Below are 16158 nucleotides of genomic sequence, written 5' to 3' on the forward strand. Positions count from 1 at the left end.
CGCGCCGCGGCCCCCGAGCCGCAGAGCCGTCGCCGAATTCCTCCGGAGCCCGATTACTCGCACGTACGCCGGACGCCGCGCTGGCGCTTCTCAGCGGGCTCGGTAGGGTCGACTTGAACGATCCAGACGTCACCGAGATCCAGGAGCAAGACCAGTGACCGTACGCGTCGGCATCAACGGCTTCGGCCGGATCGGCCGCAACTTCTACCGCGCCGTCCGAGTCCTCCAGCAGCAGGAGGGGCTCGACCTCGAGATCGTCGCGGTCAACGACCTGACCGACCCCAAGGCGCTGGCGCCGCTGCTCAAGTTCGACTCGATCCTGGGTCGGCTCGACGTCGACGTGACGGCCGAGGACGGGCTGATCAAGGTCGGCGACTCCAACGTCACCGTCTTCTCCGAGCGGGACCCGGGTCAGCTCAAGTGGGCCGACGCGGGCGTCGACGTGGTGGTGGAGTCGACCGGCTTCTTCACCGACGCGACCAAGGCGCGGGCGCACGTGGACGGCGGTGGCGCCAAGAAGGTCATCATCTCTGCGCCGGCGAGCAACGACGACATCACCATCGTGATGGGCGTCAACCACGAGCAGTACGACCCCGAGGCGCACACGATCATCTCCAACGCCTCGTGCACGACCAACTGCCTGGCGCCGATGGCCAAGGCGCTCAACGACTCGATCGGCATCACCAAGGGCCTGATGACGACGATCCACGCCTACACCGCGGACCAGAACCTCCAGGACAACATCCACAAGGACCTGCGCCGCGCGCGGGCGGCGGCGCTCAACATCGTGCCGACGTCGACAGGCGCGGCCAAGGCCATCGGCCTGGTCCTGCCGGAGCTCAAGGGCAAGCTCGACGGCTACGCCCTGCGCGTGCCGACCCCGACCGGCTCGCTCACCGACCTCACGTTCGAGGCCGGCAAGGACACGAGCGTCGAGGAGGTCAACGAGGCGGTCAAGGCCGCCGCCGACGGCCGTTACCTGCGCTACTCCACCGACCCGCTGGTCTCCACCGACATCACCACCGACCCGGCGTCGTGCATCTTCGACGCGCCGCTGACCAAGGTCATCGGCAACCAGGTCAAGGTGGCCGGCTGGTACGACAACGAGTGGGGCTACTCCAACCGCCTCGCGGACCTCATCAAGTACGTCGGCGAGTCGCTCTAACCGTGGGGGAGTACGCCGGGCTGGGCGAGGTGCAGGGCAAGAAGGTCCTCGTCCGGTCGGACCTCAACGTGCCCCTGGACGGCCAGCGCATCACCGACGACGGCCGGATCCGGGCCAGCGTGCCGACCATCCAGGCGCTCGCCGACGCGGGCGCCCGGGTGGTCGTGACCGCCCACCTCGGGCGGCCGAAGGGCGAGCCGGACGAGAAGTACTCGCTGCAGCCGGTCGCCGTACGCCTCGGCGAGCTGCTCGGCCAGGACGTCGCGTTCGCCACCGACACCGTGGGCCAGAGCGCCCGGGCAACGGTGGAAGCGCTAGCGGACGGACAGGTCGCCCTGCTGGAGAACGTCCGCTTCAACGCGGGCGAGACCAGCAAGGACGAGGGTGAGCGCGGTGCGTTCGCCGACCAGCTCGCGGAGCTGGCCGACGCGTTCGTCTCCGACGGCTTCGGGGTCGTGCACCGCAAGCAGGCGTCGGTGTACGACGTCGCGCAGCGGCTCCCGCACGCCATGGGCGGGCTGGTCTCGGCCGAGCTCGAGGTGATGCGGCGCCTGACCGAGGACCCCGAGCGCCCGTACGTCGTGGTGCTGGGCGGCTCCAAGGTCTCCGACAAGCTCGGCGTCATCGACAGCCTGCTCGGCAAGGCCGACACCCTGCTCATCGGCGGCGGGATGGTCTTCACCTTCCTCAGGGCCCAGGGCCTCGGGGTCGGGAAGTCGCTGCTCGAGGAGGACCAGGTCGAGACCTGCCGCGAGTACCTCCAGCGCGCGCAGGACACCGGCAAGACCATCGTGCTGCCCACCGACATCGTCGTGGACACCGCGTTCCCGAGCGGTGACCGCGAGCCGCAGCCGCAGGTCGTGGCCGCGGACGCCATCCCGGACGACGCGCTGGGCCTCGACATCGGCCCGGAGTCGGCGCAGGCCTTCGCCGAGCAGGTGCGGGGCGCGCGGACGGTCTTCTGGAACGGCCCGATGGGCGTCTTCGAGACACCCGCGTTCGCCGAGGGCACCCGTGCGGTGGCCGAGGCGCTGACCCAGGTCGACGGACTGTCGGTCGTCGGCGGCGGTGACTCCGCGGCCGCGGTGCGCACGCTCGGCTTCGACGACGACGCGTTCGGCCACATCTCCACCGGCGGCGGCGCCAGCCTCGAGTACCTCGAGGGCAAGACGCTCCCCGGCATCGACGTACTCGAGGACTGAGCGCATGACCCGCACGCCGCTGATGGCCGGCAACTGGAAGTCGAACCTCAACCACCAGGAGGCGGTGGTCCTCGTCCAGAAGCTGGCGTGGATCCTCGCCGACAAGAAGCACGACTTCGGGCGCGTCGAGGTGGCCGTCGTGCCGCCCTACACCGACATCCGCTCGGTGCAGACCCTGGTCGACGGCGACCGCCTGCAGATCAAGTACGGCGCGCAGGACGTCTCCGAGCACGACGGCGGCGCCTACACCGGCGAGATCTCCGCGGCCATGCTGGCCAAGCTGGGCTGCTCCTACGTCGTCGTGGGGCACAGCGAGCGCCGCCAGCACCACGGCGAGACCGACGAGCTGGTCGCCACCAAGGCCGCCAAGGCCCTGGCCGCCGGAATGACGCCCCTCGTCTGTGTGGGTGAGGGCCTGGAGGTCCGCCAGGCCGGCGAGCACGTCCCGCACTGCATGAGCCAGGTCGAGGGGTCCCTGGCCGGCCTCAGCGCCGAGCAGGTCGCGGGCCTCGTCATCGCCTACGAGCCGGTCTGGGCGATCGGCACCGGCGAGGTGGCCACCCCGGCCGACGCGCAGGAGGTGTGCCAGGCCATCCGCGGCCAGGTGCGCGAGGCGTACGGCGAGGCGGCCGCGGACGCCGTGCGCATCCTCTACGGCGGCTCGGTCAAGGCGGCCAACGTGGCCGGGATCATGGCCGAGGTCGACGTCGACGGCTGCCTGGTCGGGGGCGCCAGCCTCGAGGCCGAGGAGTTCGGCGGCATCTGCCGCTACTACGACATGCCGGTGCTCTGATCCACCCGTAGGGGTGGGATGCCTGCGTGACGTAGGATCGCGGCCGTGGATCTCCTCTTCACGATCATCCTGATCATCGCCAGCCTGCTGATGATCATGCTGGTCCTCCTGCACAAGGGTCGCGGTGGCGGCCTCTCCGACATGTTCGGTGGCGGTGTCTCCAGCTCGCTGGGCGGCTCCTCGGTCGCCGAACGCAACCTCGACCGGCTCACGGTCGGCATCGGCGTCATCTGGTTCGCCTGCGTCATCGCGCTGGGCCTGCTGCTCGCCTACCAGGGCTGAGGGGGACACCATGGCCGGTGGAGGGAACGCCATCCGTGGCAGCCGGGTCGGCGCCGGCCCCATGGGCGAGGCGGAGCGCGGCGAGGCCGCACCCCGCCAGACGATCACCTACTTCTGCTCCCACGACCACCGCTCGGTGGTCACCTTCGCCATCGAGGCCGCGGCCCCGGAGACCTGGGACTGCCCCAAGTGCGGCCTGCCGGCCAGCGTGGACTCCGACAACCCGCCCCCGGCGCCCAAGATCGAGCCCTACAAGACGCACCTGGCCTACGTGAAGGAGCGGCGCTCCGACAAGGAGGCCGAGAACATCCTCGACGAGGCCCTGCAGCTGCTGCGCTCGCGGCGCAAGTCCGGCGACATCATCTTCTGAGCCTCGCGCCGCCGCCGGCGCCGTCCGACCAGGCGCGTGCTCGGGTGGCCAGAGGGTACTGGCCGCCGATGAGCGAGGAGCCCAGCGGTTGGACCGCAGAGCTCGAGGCCGGGCCGTTCGACGGTGCCACGGTCAGCTTCGACCTGAGCTGCGGCGAGCTGCCGGGCTCGGTCGTGGTGACGTTCGTCGTCGACGAGGCCTCCGACGAGCCGCTGTGGCACAGCTACGTGCTCGACCCGCGCAGCCGCGCGGTGCGCTAGCTGGGCGAGGACCGCAACGCCCCCGGGACCGAGGACCCGCGGCACCTGCGCACCCGGAGGCACAGCCTGGCCCTGCTGGCGCTTCCGGACGACGGGCTGACCCGGCGCTTGTACGCCCTGCTCTTCGAGCCCTACCCGGGGGTGCGCCGGCTGTTCGCCGCCGACGTGCGGCCGCAGGCGGCCATGCTCCGCACGGCGATGCAGGCCACCCTGGAGCACCTGGGTGACCGGGACTGGCTGAGCACGGCGCTCGGCGCGCTCGGCGCGCAGCACGCCGCGTGGGGCGTGACCGAGCCGATGTACGACGCGTTCGAGGAGTGCATGCTCGCCGCGATGTGCGAGCTCACCGGGGAGGGGTGGACGCCCGCGCTGGCCGAGGACTGGAGCGCGACCTTCGGCGACGTCCGGGACCTGATGCTCGCGGGCGCGGCCCGGGTCCCGCCCGGCGACGGGCCCCGGGCCTGAGCCCTCACCAGGGCTGGACGCCGGTCTCGTCGCGGAAGGTGCCGGTCGGGCCGTCGTCGGGCAGGGTGGCGAGCTCGAGGAAGACCGCGGCGCCCTGCTCGGGCGTGCGCAGGCCCCGGTGGCCGTTGAGGTCCGTGGCCACGTAGCCGGGGCAGCCGGCGTTGACGAGGATCCCCGTGCCGGCCAGCTCCTTGGCGTACTGCACGGTCATCGCGTTGAGGTAGGTCTTGGTCGGCGAGTAGGCGCCGGAGATCGGCCCCACCGCCTCCTGCTGGGCGGTCTGCAGGCCGAGCGACCCGACCGTGCTGGAGACGTTGACGATCCGCGGCGAGCGGGCCTCGCGCAGCAGCGGGAGCACGGCGTTGGTCACGCGGATGACACCGAGCACGTTGGTGTCCACGACCTCCCGGACCTGCTCGGCGCTCACCTGCGAGGGCTCCTGCGGCATCCCGCCGGTGATGGCGGCGTTGTTCACGAGGACCTCCAGCCCACCCTCGTCGGCGAGTTGGGCGGCCGCGGCGGCCACGCTGGCGTCGTCGGTCACGTCGAGGGGTACGCCGAACACGTCGTGGCCCTCGGCGCTCAGCTTCGCCACGGCGTCCGCCCGGCGCTGGGGGTCGCGGGCGCCCACGCCGACGCGGAAGCCGAGGCGGGCCAGGCCGGCGGCGATCTCGTAGCCGATGCCCTTGTTGGCGCCGGTCACCAGGGCGACCGGCTTGGTGGAGGACGAGTCAGTGGTCATGCCTCGATCATGGGCTCGCCACCTGCGCGGCACCAGGACCGATCCGGTGCCGCGCCATACCGCGCGGGTATGACACCAGGTCAGGCGTAGGCTCGCTGACGTGGAGACCCGCGAGCTGCGCTACTTCGTCGCCGTCGCGGAGGAGCAGCACGTGGGGCGGGCGGCCGAGCGCCTGGGCATGGCCCAGCCGCCGCTGTCGCGGGCCATCGCTCAGCTCGAGCGCCGGCTCGGCGCACGCCTGTTCGTGCGCGGACCGCGCGGCGTGACGCTCACCGCCCCGGGCCACACCCTGCTCGAGGAGGGCCGCGCGGCGCTGGCCGCGGTGGACGCCGCCGAGCGCCGCACCCGGCGGGCGGCCGACGCCGGCCGCGGGACGACCGCCGGCGTGGTGCTGACCGCCAAGGCCGGCGCGTCCAGCGAGCTGATGGCCAAGCTGCTCGACGCCTACGCCGCGGAGCCCGACGCCGTCGAGGTCGAGGTCGTGCTCAGCCCGCCCGGGCACCAGGCCCTGATGCTGCGCGACGGCCGGGCCGACGTGGCCATCCTCCACGACCCCTTCGACGACCTGAGCGGCTTCGACACCGAGCCGCTCGTGGTCGAGGACCAGGTCCTGGTGCTGCCCGCCGGGCACCCGGCCAGCGGCCGGACCAGCCTGAGCGTGGCCGAGGCCCGGTCGCTCCCGGACCTGCCGCCCCCGCGGTGGCCACGCGTGGACGGCAGCTACCCCGACGGCCCCGGCCCCGAGCTGCGCGACCTCACGCAGGTCCTCCAGCTGGTGCGGCTGGGCCGCACCGCCCTGGTGCTGCCCGAGTCGGCCCGGGTGAACCTGCGCGACGGCCTCGCGGTCGTCCCGCTTTGCGACGCGCCACAGGTGACCACGGTCATCGCCTGGCCGCCGCAGAGCACGTCGACCGGCGTCGCCGGGCTCGTGCGCACGGCGACGCGCCTCTAGGAGGCCGGCTCGACGTAGCGCCACCGGCCCTCGGAGACGACCTCCACGCCGGCGTCGGTGACCACGAGCGCGGTCTGGTCGTCCACGATGTACGCCGGGTGGCCGATCCCGGCTGCCCAGGCCTCGCACTCGGCCATCGAGTTGCCCGGCTCGCCGTCCGCGGCCAGGTGCGGGCAGAGGCAGAAGTCGACCAGGCCGAGCTGTCGGTCGTCGCCGATGAGCGGCTCCCACTGCACGAAGTCCGCACCGACCCGGGGCGTCATCACCATGCTGCCGGCGCTGAGCCCGACCCACACCGCGTCCAGCTCCGGCAGCAGGTCGGCCAGGCCGGACTCGCGCATCCAGTGGGCGAGGTACGCCGCGTCGCCGCCCGCCGCCAGCAGGACGTCGGCCTCCCGCACGGTGGGCTCCCACAGCTCGCGCGGGATCGAGGGGAGCGCGGTCAGCTCCAGCACGCCCACCGAGCGCCAGCCCAGCGCGGTCATCGCGTGCGGCTCGGTGCCGCTGATGAAGCCCCAGGGCTTCACCCCCGGACCCACCCACGGGTGGGCGTACTGCGCGGTCGGGACGCAGAGCGCGTCGCACTCCGCGATCGGCCGGCCGAGCAGGTCGACGAGCGCCGCCTCGATGCTGGGGTTGGTGACGCCACCGGACGTCAGCAGCAGCTTCATCAGCGCATCAGAGCCGGGAGGCGGCCTCGCGGTCCAGGAACCAGATCGTCTCGTCGGTGCCCTGCACCCCCGAGGCGGGGCAGTCGTGCCGGTCCGTGCCCTCGGCGTGCGCGCGGGCCACCGCGTCGGCCTTGCCCTCGCCGCTGACCAGGAACCAGACCGACTTGGACCGGTTGAGGGCGTCGAAGGTCAGGCTGGTCCGCAGCGGCGGCGGCTTGGGGGAGTCGGTGACCCCGACCGCGATCCGGTCGTCCACGTCGAGCTGCGGGAAGCCGGGGAACAACGACGCGACGTGCCCGTCGGGGCCGACGCCGAGCATGAGCACGTCGAAGGCACCCGAGCCGTACTCCTGCATCTCCCGGGAGTACGCCGCCGCGGCCTCGTCGACGTCGGCCGCGGCCTCGGTCGAGGGCATCGGGTGGACCTTGGCCGGGTCGAGGTCGACGTGGTCGAGGAACGCCTCGCGGGCGGCGCGCTCGTTGCGGTCGTCGGAGGCCGGCTCCACGAACCGCTCGTCGCCCCACCACACGACCACCCGCGACCAGTCCACGTCCGAGGCCGGCGCCAGCCGGGCCAGCTCGGCGTGGATCGCGTCGGCGATGGTGCCGCCCGTCAGCGCGATGTGCGGCTCGCCGCCGGCGGACTGGACCTCGGCGAGCCGGTTGAGCAGCTCGCCGGCCACGGCGGTGGCCAGGGCGGGGGCGTCGTCGTGGACCTCGACGCGGGGGGCGTTCATGCGTGGCTCCTGGTGAGGGCGCGGGCGACGGAGGCGTAGACGTCGTCCTTGTCGAGGCGACGCAGCTCCTCGGCCAGCAGCTCGTGGACGTCGCGGCGACGCAGGGCGATGGGACGGTCGGGGTGGCCGGGGGAGGAGTACGTCGCGAGCCGGCCGTCGGGCCGGTCGATGCGGATCGGGCCCTCCTTGGTGGTCAGCTCGACGGCGGTGACGCCGGGGCCCTTGGAGTTCTTGCGCTCGATGGCCACGCCCAGCCGGCTGTGCAGCCAGGCCACGAGCAGGTCGGCGGACGGGTTGGCCCGCTCGGCCGTGACCGAGCCGCCGGTGACCTTGAGCGGGTGCTGGTCGAGCGCCGCGGCGAGCAGCGCGCGCCAGGGGGTGAGCCGGGTCCAGGCCAGGTCGGTGTTGCCGCGGGTGTAGGCCTTGCACTGGTTGCGCAGCACCGCCGCGTGGTTGCGCGAGACGTTGGCCGAGTCGGTGATCCGGCGCTGGGCCAGCGCGCCGAGCGGGTCCGCGGCCGGGTCGAGGGGCGGGTCGGTCGGCCACCAGACCGCGACCGGCGAGTCGGGCAGCAGCAGCGGCAGCACGACCGAGTCGGGGTGCTTGACCACCTCGCCGCTCAGCTTGATGAGTGCGGTCTCGCCGGTCCAGCCCGAGCCGGTGCCGACCTGGGCGTCGACCTGGGAGGCGCCCCGGCCGTCGCCCAGGATCACGCCGAGCACCCGCGCGGGGTGCTCGTGGGAGGCCTCACGGCCCATCTCCATGGCGGCGTCGGCGTCGTCCTCGTCGGCGACGATGACCATGGTCAGCACCATGCCCATGGCCGGGCTGCCCGCGCGGGTGCGGGACCGCCGGAACTCCGCGGCGATGGCCGCGGAGTCGGTGTCGCGGAGCGCGATCATCATGGCTGCATCACGGCCTTCTCCAGGTGCGTCCGTCGCGGGCGAGCATCTTGTCGGCAGCCTGCGGACCCCAGCCGCCGGAGGCGTAGGGCTCGGGCGAGCCCTTGCGCTGCCAGTGCTCGAGGATCGGGTCGAGGATCTGCCAGGACAGCTCGACCTCCTCGTGCCGCGGGAACAGCGGCGGGTCGCCCAGCAGCACGTCGAGGATCAGCCGCTCGTAGGCCTCCGGCGAGGACTCGGTGAACGAGCCGCCGTAGACGAAGTCCATGTTCACGTCGCGGATCTCCATCGAGGAGCCCGGCACCTTGGAGCCGAACCGCAGCGTCACGCCCTCGTCGGGCTGGACCCGGATGACGAAGGCGTTCTGGGTCAGTTCCTCGACCGCGGTGGCGTTGAAGGGCTGGTGCGGCGCGCGCTTGAAGACCACGGCCACCTCGGTGACCCGGCGCCCGAGCCGCTTGCCGGTGCGCAGGTAGAACGGCACCCCGGCCCAGCGCCGGTTGTCCACGTGCAGGGTGACGGCGGCGAAGGTCTCGGTGGTCGAGCGCCGGCCCACGCCGTCCTCGTCGAGGAAGCCGTTGACCTTGCGCCCACCGGACCAGCCGGCGGCGTACTGCCCGCGGGCGGTGGTGAGGTCGAGCCGGCGGGGGAGCGAGACCGAGGCCAGCAGCTTCTGCTTCTCGTGGCGCAGCGAGGTGGCGTCGAACGACGTCGGCTCCTCCATCGCGGTCAGCGCCATCAGCTGGAGCAGGTGGTTCTGGATGACGTCGCGGGCCGCGCCGATGCCGTCGTAGTAGCCGGCCCGGCCCTCGATGCCGCCCTCCTCAGCCATCGTGATCTGCACGTGGTCGACGAAGTTGGCGTTCCAGAGCGGCTCGATCATCTCGTTGGCGAAGCGCATCGCCAGGATGTTCTGGACCGTCTCCTTGCCGAGGTAGTGGTCGATGCGGAAGATCGAGTCCGGCGGGAAGACCTCCATCAGCGCGGCGTTGAGCTCCTGCGCGGAGGCCAGGTCGTGGCCGAACGGCTTCTCGATCACCACGCGTCGCCAGCGGTCCTCGCTGGCCTGGGCCAGCCCGTGCTCCTTGAGCTGCTGGGCGACGGTGCCGAAGTACGCCGGCGGGATGGCCAGGTAGAAGGCGTGGTTGCCGTCGGTGCCGCGGGACTGGTCGAGCTCCTCGATGGTGCGGCGCAGGTGGTCGAAGGCCACGTCGTCGTCGAACTCGCCGGGCACGAACCGGAAGCCCTCGGCCAGCTGGCGCCAGGTCTCCTCGCGGAACTCGGTGCGGGCGTACTGCTTGACCGAGTCGTGGACGATGTCGGCGAAGTCCTGGTCGGCCCAGTCGCGACGGGCGAAGCCGACGAGGCTGAAGCCCGGCGGCAGCAGCCCGCGGTTGGCCAGGTCGTAGATGGCCGGCATGACCTTCTTGCGCGACAGGTCGCCGGTCACCCCGAACAGCACCATCCCGCACGGGCCGGCGATCCGGGGGAGCCGGCGATCCTGCGGGTCGCGCAGGGGGTTCGTGTACGACGCGGCCATCAGCGGCGGTGCTCCCGGTAGTAGGCGATCAGCCGTTGGGTGGACAGGTCCTGCTCGGCGGCGACCGACTCGTCGCCGGCCACCGCGGCGGTGACCTGCTGGGCCAGCTGCTTGCCCAGCTCGACGCCCCACTGGTCGAAGGAGTCGATGCCCCAGACCACGCCCTCGGTGAAGGTGGTGTGCTCGTAGAGCGCGACCAGCTGGCCGAGCACCGACGGGGTCAGCGCCGGCGCCATGATCGAGGCGGTCGGCCGGTTGCCGGTGAACACCCGGGCCGGCACCACCGACTCGTCGGTGCCCTCGGCGCGGACCTCGTCGGCGGTCTTGCCGAAGGCCAGCGCCCGGGTCTGGGCGAAGAAGTTGGCCAGGAACAGCTCGTGCACGTCGGTGCTCTGTCCGTCGTGGTCATCCCTCAGCGGGTAGGCCGGCTCCGCGAAGGCGATGAAGTCGGCCGGGATCAGCCGGGTGCCCTGGTGGATGAGCTGGTAGAACGCGTGCTGGCCGTTGGTGCCCGGCTCGCCCCAGAACACCTCGCCGGTGCCCGCGCTGACCGGGGTGCCGTCCCAGCGCACGCCCTTGCCGTTGGACTCCATGGTCAGCTGCTGGAGGTACGCCGGGAAGCGGTGCAGCAGCTGGCTGTAAGGGAGCACCGCGTGGGTCTGGGCGCGAAGGAAGTCGGCGTACCAGACGTTCAGCAGCCCCATCAGCACCGGGACGTTCCGCTCCAGCGGGGTGGTGCGGAAGTGCTCGTCCATCGCGTGGAACCCGGCCAGCAGCTCGGCGAACCGCTCCGGCCCGATGGCCACGACCAGCGACGTGCCGATGGCGGAGTCCATCGAGTAGCGCCCACCGACCCAGTCCCAGAAGCCGAACGCGTTGTCCGGGTCTATGCCGAAGTCGGCCACCTTGTCCAACGCGGTGGAGACAGCCACGAAGTGCTTGCGGACCGCCTCGGCCTCGTCCTGACCCGACAAGCCGTCGAGCAGCCAGGCCTTGCACAGCCGGGCGTTGGTCAGCGTCTCCAGGGTCCCGAAGGTCTTGCTGGAGACGATGAACAGCGTGCTCGCGGGGTCGAGACCCTTCAGGGTCTGGGCGGCGTCCGTGGGGTCGATGTTGCTGATGAACCGGCACTCGAGCCCCTCCTGGCGGTAGGGCTCGAGCGCCTCGTAGGCCATCACCGGTCCGAGGTCGGAGCCGCCGATGCCGATGTTGACCACCGTGCGGATCCGCTCGCCGGTGACGCCGGTCCACGCACCGGAGCGGACCTGCTCGGCGAACGCGTAGACCCGGTCGAGCACCTCGTGCACGTCGGCCACGACGTCCTGGCCGTCGACCTCGAGCTGGGCGTCCCGGGGGAGCCGCAGCGCCGTGTGCAGCACCGCGCGGTCCTCGGTGACGTTGATGTGCTCGCCGCGGAACATCGCGTCGCGCCGCTCGGTCAGCCCGACCTGCTCGGCCAGGGCCAGCAGCTCGGTCAGCACCGGCTGGGTGACGAGGCCCTTGGAGAGGTCGACGTGCAGGTCCGCCGCGGCGAAGGTGAGCGCGTCGACGCGCTCGGGATCCTCGGCGAACCAGGCCCGCAGGCTCGGGGTGAAGCCGTCCGCGAGGGCGCGCAGGGCGTCCCAGGCCTCGGTCGTCGTGGCGTCGACCGGGGCACTCGAGCCCTGGGTCACGACTCGGCCTGCTCCATCTGGCCCTGGACGGTCTCGACCAGCTCGGTCCAGGACTTCTTGAACTTGTCCACGCCCTCCTCCTCGAGGGTGATGAACACGTCGTCCAGTGAGATCCCGACCTCTTGCAGCTGGTCGAAGACCGCCTGCGCGCCGTCCTTCTCGCCGGTGACCCGGTCGCCCTCGACCTCGCCGTGGTCGGCGAAGGCGTCGAGGGTCTTCTCCGGCATCGTGTTGACGGTGTCGGCGACGACCAGCTCGGTGACGTAGAGGGTGTCGGGGTAGTCGGGGTTCTTGACGCCCGTGGAGGCCCACAGCGGCCGCTGGGGGTTGGCGCCGGCCTCCTCGAGGGCCTTCCAGCGCTCGCTGGCGCCGACCTCGAGGTACGCCGCGTAGGCGATCCGGGCGTTGGCGACGGCCGCCTTGCCGCGCAGGGCCAGGGCCTCGTCGGTGCCGATGCCCTCCAGCTGCTTGTCGACCTCGCTGTCCACGCGCGAGACGAAGAACGAGGCCACCGACTGGATGGTGGACAGGTCGATGCCGGCGTCGCGTGCCTTCTCGAGCCCGGCCAGGTAGGCGTCCATCACCTTGCGGTAGCGCTCGACGCTGAAGATCAGCGTGACGTTGACCGAGATGCCCTCGGCGATCGCGGCGGTGATCGCCGCCAGCCCCTCCTCGGTGGCGGGGATCTTGATGAGGGCGTTGGACCGGTCCACGGCCGCCCACAGCTTCTTGGCCGAGGCGATGGTGGCGTCGGTGTCGTTGGCCAGGTCGGGCTCGACCTCGATCGAGACCCGGCCGTCGTACTTCGTGCTGTCGGCCACCGGCTTGAGGATGTCGCAGCCGTTGCGGACGTCCTCGGTGGTGAGCTCGAAGATCACCTTGGTGACGTCGGCGCCGTCGGCGACGAGCTTGCGGACCTGCTCGTCGTAGCGCTCGCCGTCGGCGATGGCCGCGGCGAAGATCGTCGGGTTGGTGGTGACGCCGACGACGGACTTGTCCTTGACGAGCTCGGCCAGGTTGCCGGTCTCGATGCGCTCGCGGGAGAGGTCGTCGAGCCAGATGGACACTCCGGCGTCGGCCAGAGCCTGAAGACGCTCGCTCATGCGTTGTTCCCTTCACGGATGCTGTCGCGGGCCGCGTCGGCGACGGCCGTCGCGGTGATGCCGAACTCCTGGTAGATCCGCGCGTAGTCGGCGGACGCGCCGTAGCGCTCGATGGAGACGATGCGGCCCCGGTCGCCGACCAGCTCGCGCCAGCCCTGCTTCACGCCGGCCTCGACCGAGACCCGCGCCTTGACGATGGGCGGGAGGACCTGGTCGCGGTAGGCGGCGTCCTGCTGCTCGAACCACTCCAGGCACGGCAGCGAGACCACCCGGGCCGAGATGTCGTCGGCCGCGAGCAGCTCGCGCGCCTCGACCGCGATCTGCACCTCGGAGCCGGTGGCCAGGAGCACGACGTCGGGCGTCGCGTCCTCGGCGTCGAGGAGGACGTAGCCGCCCCGGTGCACGTTGTCGGTGGTGGCGAAGCCGTCGGTGCCGCGCGGGAAGACCGGGACGTTCTGCCGGGTCAGGATCAGCGCCGCCGGACGGTCGCTGTGCGAGAGGACCGTCTGCCAGCAGGCCGAGGTCTCGTTGGCGTCGGCCGGGCGGACGACGTCGAGGCCCGGCATGGCGCGCAGGGCGGCCAGGTGCTCGATCGGCTGGTGGGTCGGTCCGTCCTCCCCGAGCCCGATCGAGTCGTGGGTCCACACGTAGGTGACCGGCAGCTGGCTCAGCGCCGCCACCCGCACCGAGCCGCGCATGTAGTCGGAGAAGGTGAGGAAGGTGCCGCCGAAGACGCGGGTCAGCCCGTCGGCCGCGATGCCGTTCATGATCGCGCCCATGCCGTGCTCGCGGATGCCGAAGTGGAGCACCCGGCCCTGGTAGGGGTCGCCCTCCCACTCCTTGGTCGAGCGGCTCTCGGGGATGAACGACGGCGCGGACTCGATGGTGGTGTTGTTCGAGCCCGCGAGGTCGGCCGAGCCGCCCCACAGCTCGGGGACCACGCCGGCGATGGCGTTGATGACCTTGCCCGACGCGGCGCGGGTGGCGATGCCCTTGGGGTCGGCGTCGAAGCTCGGGATGGCGTCGGCGAGCTCGGCCGGCATCTCCTTGGCCTTGAGCCGGTGCAGGAGCTTCGCCTGGTCCGGGTGCTCGGCGGACCACTGGTCGTAGCGCTCGTCCCACTCCGCGCCCCACGCGGCACCGCGCTCACGCAGGCCGCGGGTGCGCTCGAGGACGTCGGCGGGCACCTCGAAGGTCTTGTCCGGGTCCCACCCGAGGATCTCCTTGGTCGCAGCGACCTCGTCGGCGCCGAGCGCGCTGCCGTGCGCCTTCTCGGTGCCCTGGGCGTGGGGTGCGGGCCAGGCGATGATCGTGTCCAGCACGATGAGCGACGGCTGGTCGGTGACCTCGCCGGCCGCCCGGATGGCGTCGTACAGCGCCGGGACGTCCTCGCGGTACTCCGTGCCGCCGTTGGTCCAGTCGACGGTCTGGACGTGCCAGCCGTAGGCCTCGTAGCGCTTCGCGACGTCCTCGGTGAAGGCCACGTCGGTGTCGCCCTCGATCGAGATCCGGTTGCGGTCGTAGATCATCGTGATGTTGCCGAGCTGCTGCGTGCCGGCGATCGAGCTGGCCTCGCCGCTGACGCCCTCCTCGAGGTCGCCGTCGGAGCAGATCGCGTAGACGTGGTGGTCGAACAGGCTCTCGCCGGGCGCCGCGCCCGGGTCCAGCAGGCCGTGGACGCGGCGCGCGGACATCGCCATGCCGACGGCGTTGGCCACGCCCTGGCCCAGGGGACCCGTGGTGACCTCCACGCCGGGGGTGTGGTGGAGCTCGGGGTGGCCCGGGGTCTTGGAGCCCCAGGTGCGGAGCGCCTGGAGGTCCTCGAGCTCGAGGCCGAAGCCGCCGAGGAAGAGCTGGGTGTAGAGCGTGATGCTCGAGTGCCCGCACGAGAGCACGAAGCGGTCGCGGGCGATCCACTCGGTGTCGGCGGGGTCGTGGCGCATGACCTTCTGGAAGAGCAGGTACGCCGCCGGGGCCAGGCTCATGGCCGTGCCCGGGTGGCCGTTGCCGACCTTCTGCACCGCGTCCATCGCCAGCACCCGAGCGGTGTCCACAGCCTTGTCGTCGAGCTCGTCCCACTCGAGGTCAGGCAGGGGTTGGGAGGTGGTGCTCACGGTGCTCCTTCTGGTGGGGTGCGGGCACTGCCGAGACTACTCAGCGCCGCGGTTAGACTCACAGCGACTCAGTGCCCCAATCCCACCCGTCGAACGCCTATTCCGAGGTTCCGTGACCTACGTCGGCCAGTCGGTGCCGCGCACCGCGCACCGCGGTGTCCTGACCCCGGTTGACGGCGGGGTCGAGCCCGCCACCTTCCGCGACGTGGTGGCCGCCTACGTGGGGCTCACCAAGCCCCGTGTCATCGAGCTGCTGCTGCTCACCACGGTGCCGGTGATGTTCTTCGCCGCCCAGGGCGTGCCCTCGCTCGGACTGGTGGCCGCGACGGTCGTCGGCGGCACCTTCTCGGCCGGCTCGGCCTCGGTCTTCAACTGCGTCTACGACCGCGACATCGACGAGCAGATGCGCCGCACCCGGCGCCGGGCGCTCCCGCGCCACCTGGTCTCGCCGCGGGCCGCGCTGGTCTTCGGCGTCGTGCTGGCCGCGCTGTCCACCGCGGTCCTGCTGCTGTGGGTCAACCCGCTCTCGGCGGCGCTGTCGCTGGGCGCCAACGCGTTCTACGTCTTCGGCTACACCATGCTGCTCAAGCGGCGCACCACCCAGAACATCGTCTGGGGCGGGCTCGCGGGCTGCTTCCCGGCCCTCATCGGCTGGACCGCGGTCACCGGCGAGCTGTCGTGGGTGCCGGTCGTGCTGTTCGCGGTGGTCTTCTTCTGGACCCCGCCCCACACCTGGGCGCTGGCCCTGCGCTACCGCGAGGACTACGCCAACGTCGACGTGCCGATGCTGCCCGTCGTGGCCCCGGCCCGCGAGGTCGGCCGCCAGGTCGTGGTCTACAGCTGGGTGATGGTGGCCACGTCGCTGCTGCTGTGGCCGGTGGCCGGCACCGGTCTGGTCTACCCGGTCGCCGCCGCGGTGCTCGGCGCCGTCTTCCTGCTCGAGGCGCACCGGATGTGGGCGCGCACGCGCGGCACCGAGGACCTCACCGCCATCCAGCCGATGCGGCTGTTCCACGCCTCCAACCTCTACCTCTCCCTGCTGTTCGTCGCGGTCGCGCTCGACCCGCTGCTGACCCGCTGACCGGCGTACGGCCGCGCGGCCGGGCTCGCCCGTCGGGGTAAGGTCGACCTGGCTTGACCAGTGCGCCCGTGGGGGGCCGTGCGGTCGGGCGTTCGGCTGGGGGGTCG

Annotated in this window: 17 protein-coding genes; 9 read left to right on the forward strand and 8 right to left on the reverse strand. The window is 72.0% G+C overall.

Annotated elements, in window-relative coordinates; genetic code table 11:
* Positions 1–154 precede the first annotated feature (154 nt).
* The 7 genes from gap to G5V58_RS10235 all read left to right on the forward strand — a co-directional run bounded on the left by gap (position 155) and on the right by G5V58_RS10235 (position 4537).
* Entirely contained in the window at positions 155–1165 is a 1011-nt protein-coding gene (gene gap / locus G5V58_RS10205) for a type I glyceraldehyde-3-phosphate dehydrogenase (RefSeq protein WP_165231898.1), read from the forward strand.
* Positions 1166–1167: 2 nt separating this feature from the next.
* Positions 1168–2367, forward strand: coding sequence for a phosphoglycerate kinase (locus G5V58_RS10210; protein ID WP_165231901.1), 1200 nt, complete (start codon positions 1168–1170; stop codon positions 2365–2367).
* A 4-nt stretch (positions 2368–2371) separates the two neighbouring features.
* Positions 2372–3160 carry a triose-phosphate isomerase gene (tpiA, locus tag G5V58_RS10215; RefSeq protein ID WP_165231904.1) on the forward strand — a complete coding sequence of 263 codons (789 nt, stop codon included), beginning with the start codon at positions 2372–2374 and terminating at the stop codon, positions 3158–3160.
* Positions 3161–3205: 45 nt separating this feature from the next.
* Positions 3206–3442, forward strand: a complete 237-nt coding sequence (gene secG, locus G5V58_RS10220) for a preprotein translocase subunit SecG (RefSeq protein ID WP_165231907.1) — start codon at positions 3206–3208, stop codon at positions 3440–3442.
* A 10-nt stretch (positions 3443–3452) separates the two neighbouring features.
* Positions 3453–3812, forward strand: a complete 360-nt coding sequence (locus tag G5V58_RS10225; protein ID WP_165231909.1) for an RNA polymerase-binding protein RbpA — start codon at positions 3453–3455, stop codon at positions 3810–3812.
* A gap of 68 nt (positions 3813–3880) precedes the next feature.
* Positions 3881–4072, forward strand: coding sequence for a hypothetical protein (locus G5V58_RS10230; protein ID WP_165231912.1), 192 nt, complete (start codon positions 3881–3883; stop codon positions 4070–4072).
* A gap of 108 nt (positions 4073–4180) precedes the next feature.
* Entirely contained in the window at positions 4181–4537 is a 357-nt protein-coding gene (locus G5V58_RS10235; protein WP_230487249.1) for a globin domain-containing protein, read from the forward strand.
* Between the two features lie 4 nt (positions 4538–4541).
* Here G5V58_RS10235 and G5V58_RS10240 read toward each other — a convergent pair whose 3' ends face one another.
* Entirely contained in the window at positions 4542–5279 is a 738-nt protein-coding gene (locus tag G5V58_RS10240; RefSeq protein ID WP_165231915.1) for an SDR family NAD(P)-dependent oxidoreductase, read from the reverse strand.
* 100 nt (positions 5280–5379) lie between these two features.
* On the opposite strand from G5V58_RS10240, the gene G5V58_RS10245 reads away from it, so the two are divergent.
* Positions 5380–6231 (forward strand): LysR family transcriptional regulator, encoded by an 852-nt coding sequence (locus G5V58_RS10245; protein WP_165231918.1) that lies wholly within the window; start codon positions 5380–5382, stop codon positions 6229–6231.
* Here G5V58_RS10245 and G5V58_RS10250 read toward each other — a convergent pair.
* Genes G5V58_RS10250 through tkt form a run of 7 tightly spaced genes read right to left on the reverse strand, consistent with a single transcriptional unit; the run spans position 6228 to position 14886 of the window.
* Complete coding sequence (locus G5V58_RS10250) at positions 6228–6902, reverse strand: Type 1 glutamine amidotransferase-like domain-containing protein (RefSeq protein WP_165231922.1); 675 nt, start codon at positions 6900–6902, stop codon at positions 6228–6230. The two genes, G5V58_RS10245 and G5V58_RS10250, sit on opposite strands and share 4 nt — an antisense overlap.
* A 7-nt stretch (positions 6903–6909) precedes the next feature.
* Positions 6910–7638, reverse strand: coding sequence for a 6-phosphogluconolactonase (gene pgl / locus G5V58_RS10255; RefSeq protein WP_165231925.1), 729 nt, complete (start codon positions 7636–7638; stop codon positions 6910–6912).
* The gene (locus G5V58_RS10260) at positions 7635–8543 is read right to left on the reverse strand and encodes a glucose-6-phosphate dehydrogenase assembly protein OpcA (protein WP_230487250.1); all 909 of its coding nucleotides are present in this window, start codon (positions 8541–8543) and stop codon (positions 7635–7637) included. Before G5V58_RS10260 ends, pgl begins: the two co-directional genes overlap by 4 nt.
* 7 nt (positions 8544–8550) lie before the next feature.
* Complete coding sequence (gene zwf / locus G5V58_RS10265) at positions 8551–10080, reverse strand: glucose-6-phosphate dehydrogenase (protein ID WP_165231927.1); 1530 nt, start codon at positions 10078–10080, stop codon at positions 8551–8553.
* Positions 10080–11753, reverse strand: coding sequence for a glucose-6-phosphate isomerase (gene pgi, locus G5V58_RS10270; protein WP_165231930.1), 1674 nt, complete (start codon positions 11751–11753; stop codon positions 10080–10082). Before pgi ends, zwf begins: the two co-directional genes overlap by 1 nt.
* Positions 11750–12856: a transaldolase gene (tal, locus tag G5V58_RS10275; protein WP_165231933.1), complete on the reverse strand. Its 1107-nt coding sequence runs from the start codon at positions 12854–12856 to the stop codon at positions 11750–11752. The genes pgi and tal overlap by 4 nt, the downstream gene beginning before the upstream one ends.
* Positions 12853–14886, reverse strand: a complete 2034-nt coding sequence (tkt, locus tag G5V58_RS10280) for a transketolase (RefSeq protein ID WP_230487345.1) — start codon at positions 14884–14886, stop codon at positions 12853–12855. The genes tal and tkt overlap by 4 nt, the downstream gene beginning before the upstream one ends.
* Positions 14887–15082: 196 nt before the next feature.
* Here tkt and G5V58_RS10285 point away from each other — a divergent pair, with 196 nt between their 5' ends.
* Positions 15083–16051 (forward strand): heme o synthase, encoded by a 969-nt coding sequence (locus G5V58_RS10285; RefSeq protein ID WP_407939732.1) that lies wholly within the window; start codon positions 15083–15085, stop codon positions 16049–16051.
* Positions 16052–16158: the final 107 nt, after the last annotated feature.

It is taken from the genome of Nocardioides anomalus (genome assembly GCF_011046535.1).
Taxonomy (GTDB): domain Bacteria; phylum Actinomycetota; class Actinomycetes; order Propionibacteriales; family Nocardioidaceae; genus Nocardioides; species Nocardioides anomalus.

What these genes read in the sequence shown, in the direction of transcription:
- tpiA (WP_165231904.1), top strand. Translation starts at nt 2,372, where the DNA reads ATGACCCGCACGCCGCTGATGGCCGGCAACTGGAAGTCGAACCTCAAC.
- G5V58_RS10225 (WP_165231909.1), top strand. Translation starts at nt 3,453, where the DNA reads ATGGCCGGTGGAGGGAACGCCATCCGTGGCAGCCGGGTCGGCGCCGGC.
- G5V58_RS10230 (WP_165231912.1), top strand. Translation starts at nt 3,881, where the DNA reads ATGAGCGAGGAGCCCAGCGGTTGGACCGCAGAGCTCGAGGCCGGGCCG.
- G5V58_RS10240 (WP_165231915.1), bottom strand. Translation starts at nt 5,279, where the DNA reads ATGACCACTGACTCGTCCTCCACCAAGCCGGTCGCCCTGGTGACCGGC.
- G5V58_RS10250 (WP_165231922.1), bottom strand. Translation starts at nt 6,902, where the DNA reads ATGAAGCTGCTGCTGACGTCCGGTGGCGTCACCAACCCCAGCATCGAG.
- pgl (WP_165231925.1), bottom strand. Translation starts at nt 7,638, where the DNA reads ATGAACGCCCCCCGCGTCGAGGTCCACGACGACGCCCCCGCCCTGGCC.
- G5V58_RS10260 (WP_230487250.1), bottom strand. Translation starts at nt 8,543, where the DNA reads ATGATGATCGCGCTCCGCGACACCGACTCCGCGGCCATCGCCGCGGAG.
- zwf (WP_165231927.1), bottom strand. Translation starts at nt 10,080, where the DNA reads ATGGCCGCGTCGTACACGAACCCCCTGCGCGACCCGCAGGATCGCCGG.
- tal (WP_165231933.1), bottom strand. Translation starts at nt 12,856, where the DNA reads ATGAGCGAGCGTCTTCAGGCTCTGGCCGACGCCGGAGTGTCCATCTGG.
- tkt (WP_230487345.1), bottom strand. Translation starts at nt 14,886, where the DNA reads ATGGACGCGGTGCAGAAGGTCGGCAACGGCCACCCGGGCACGGCCATG.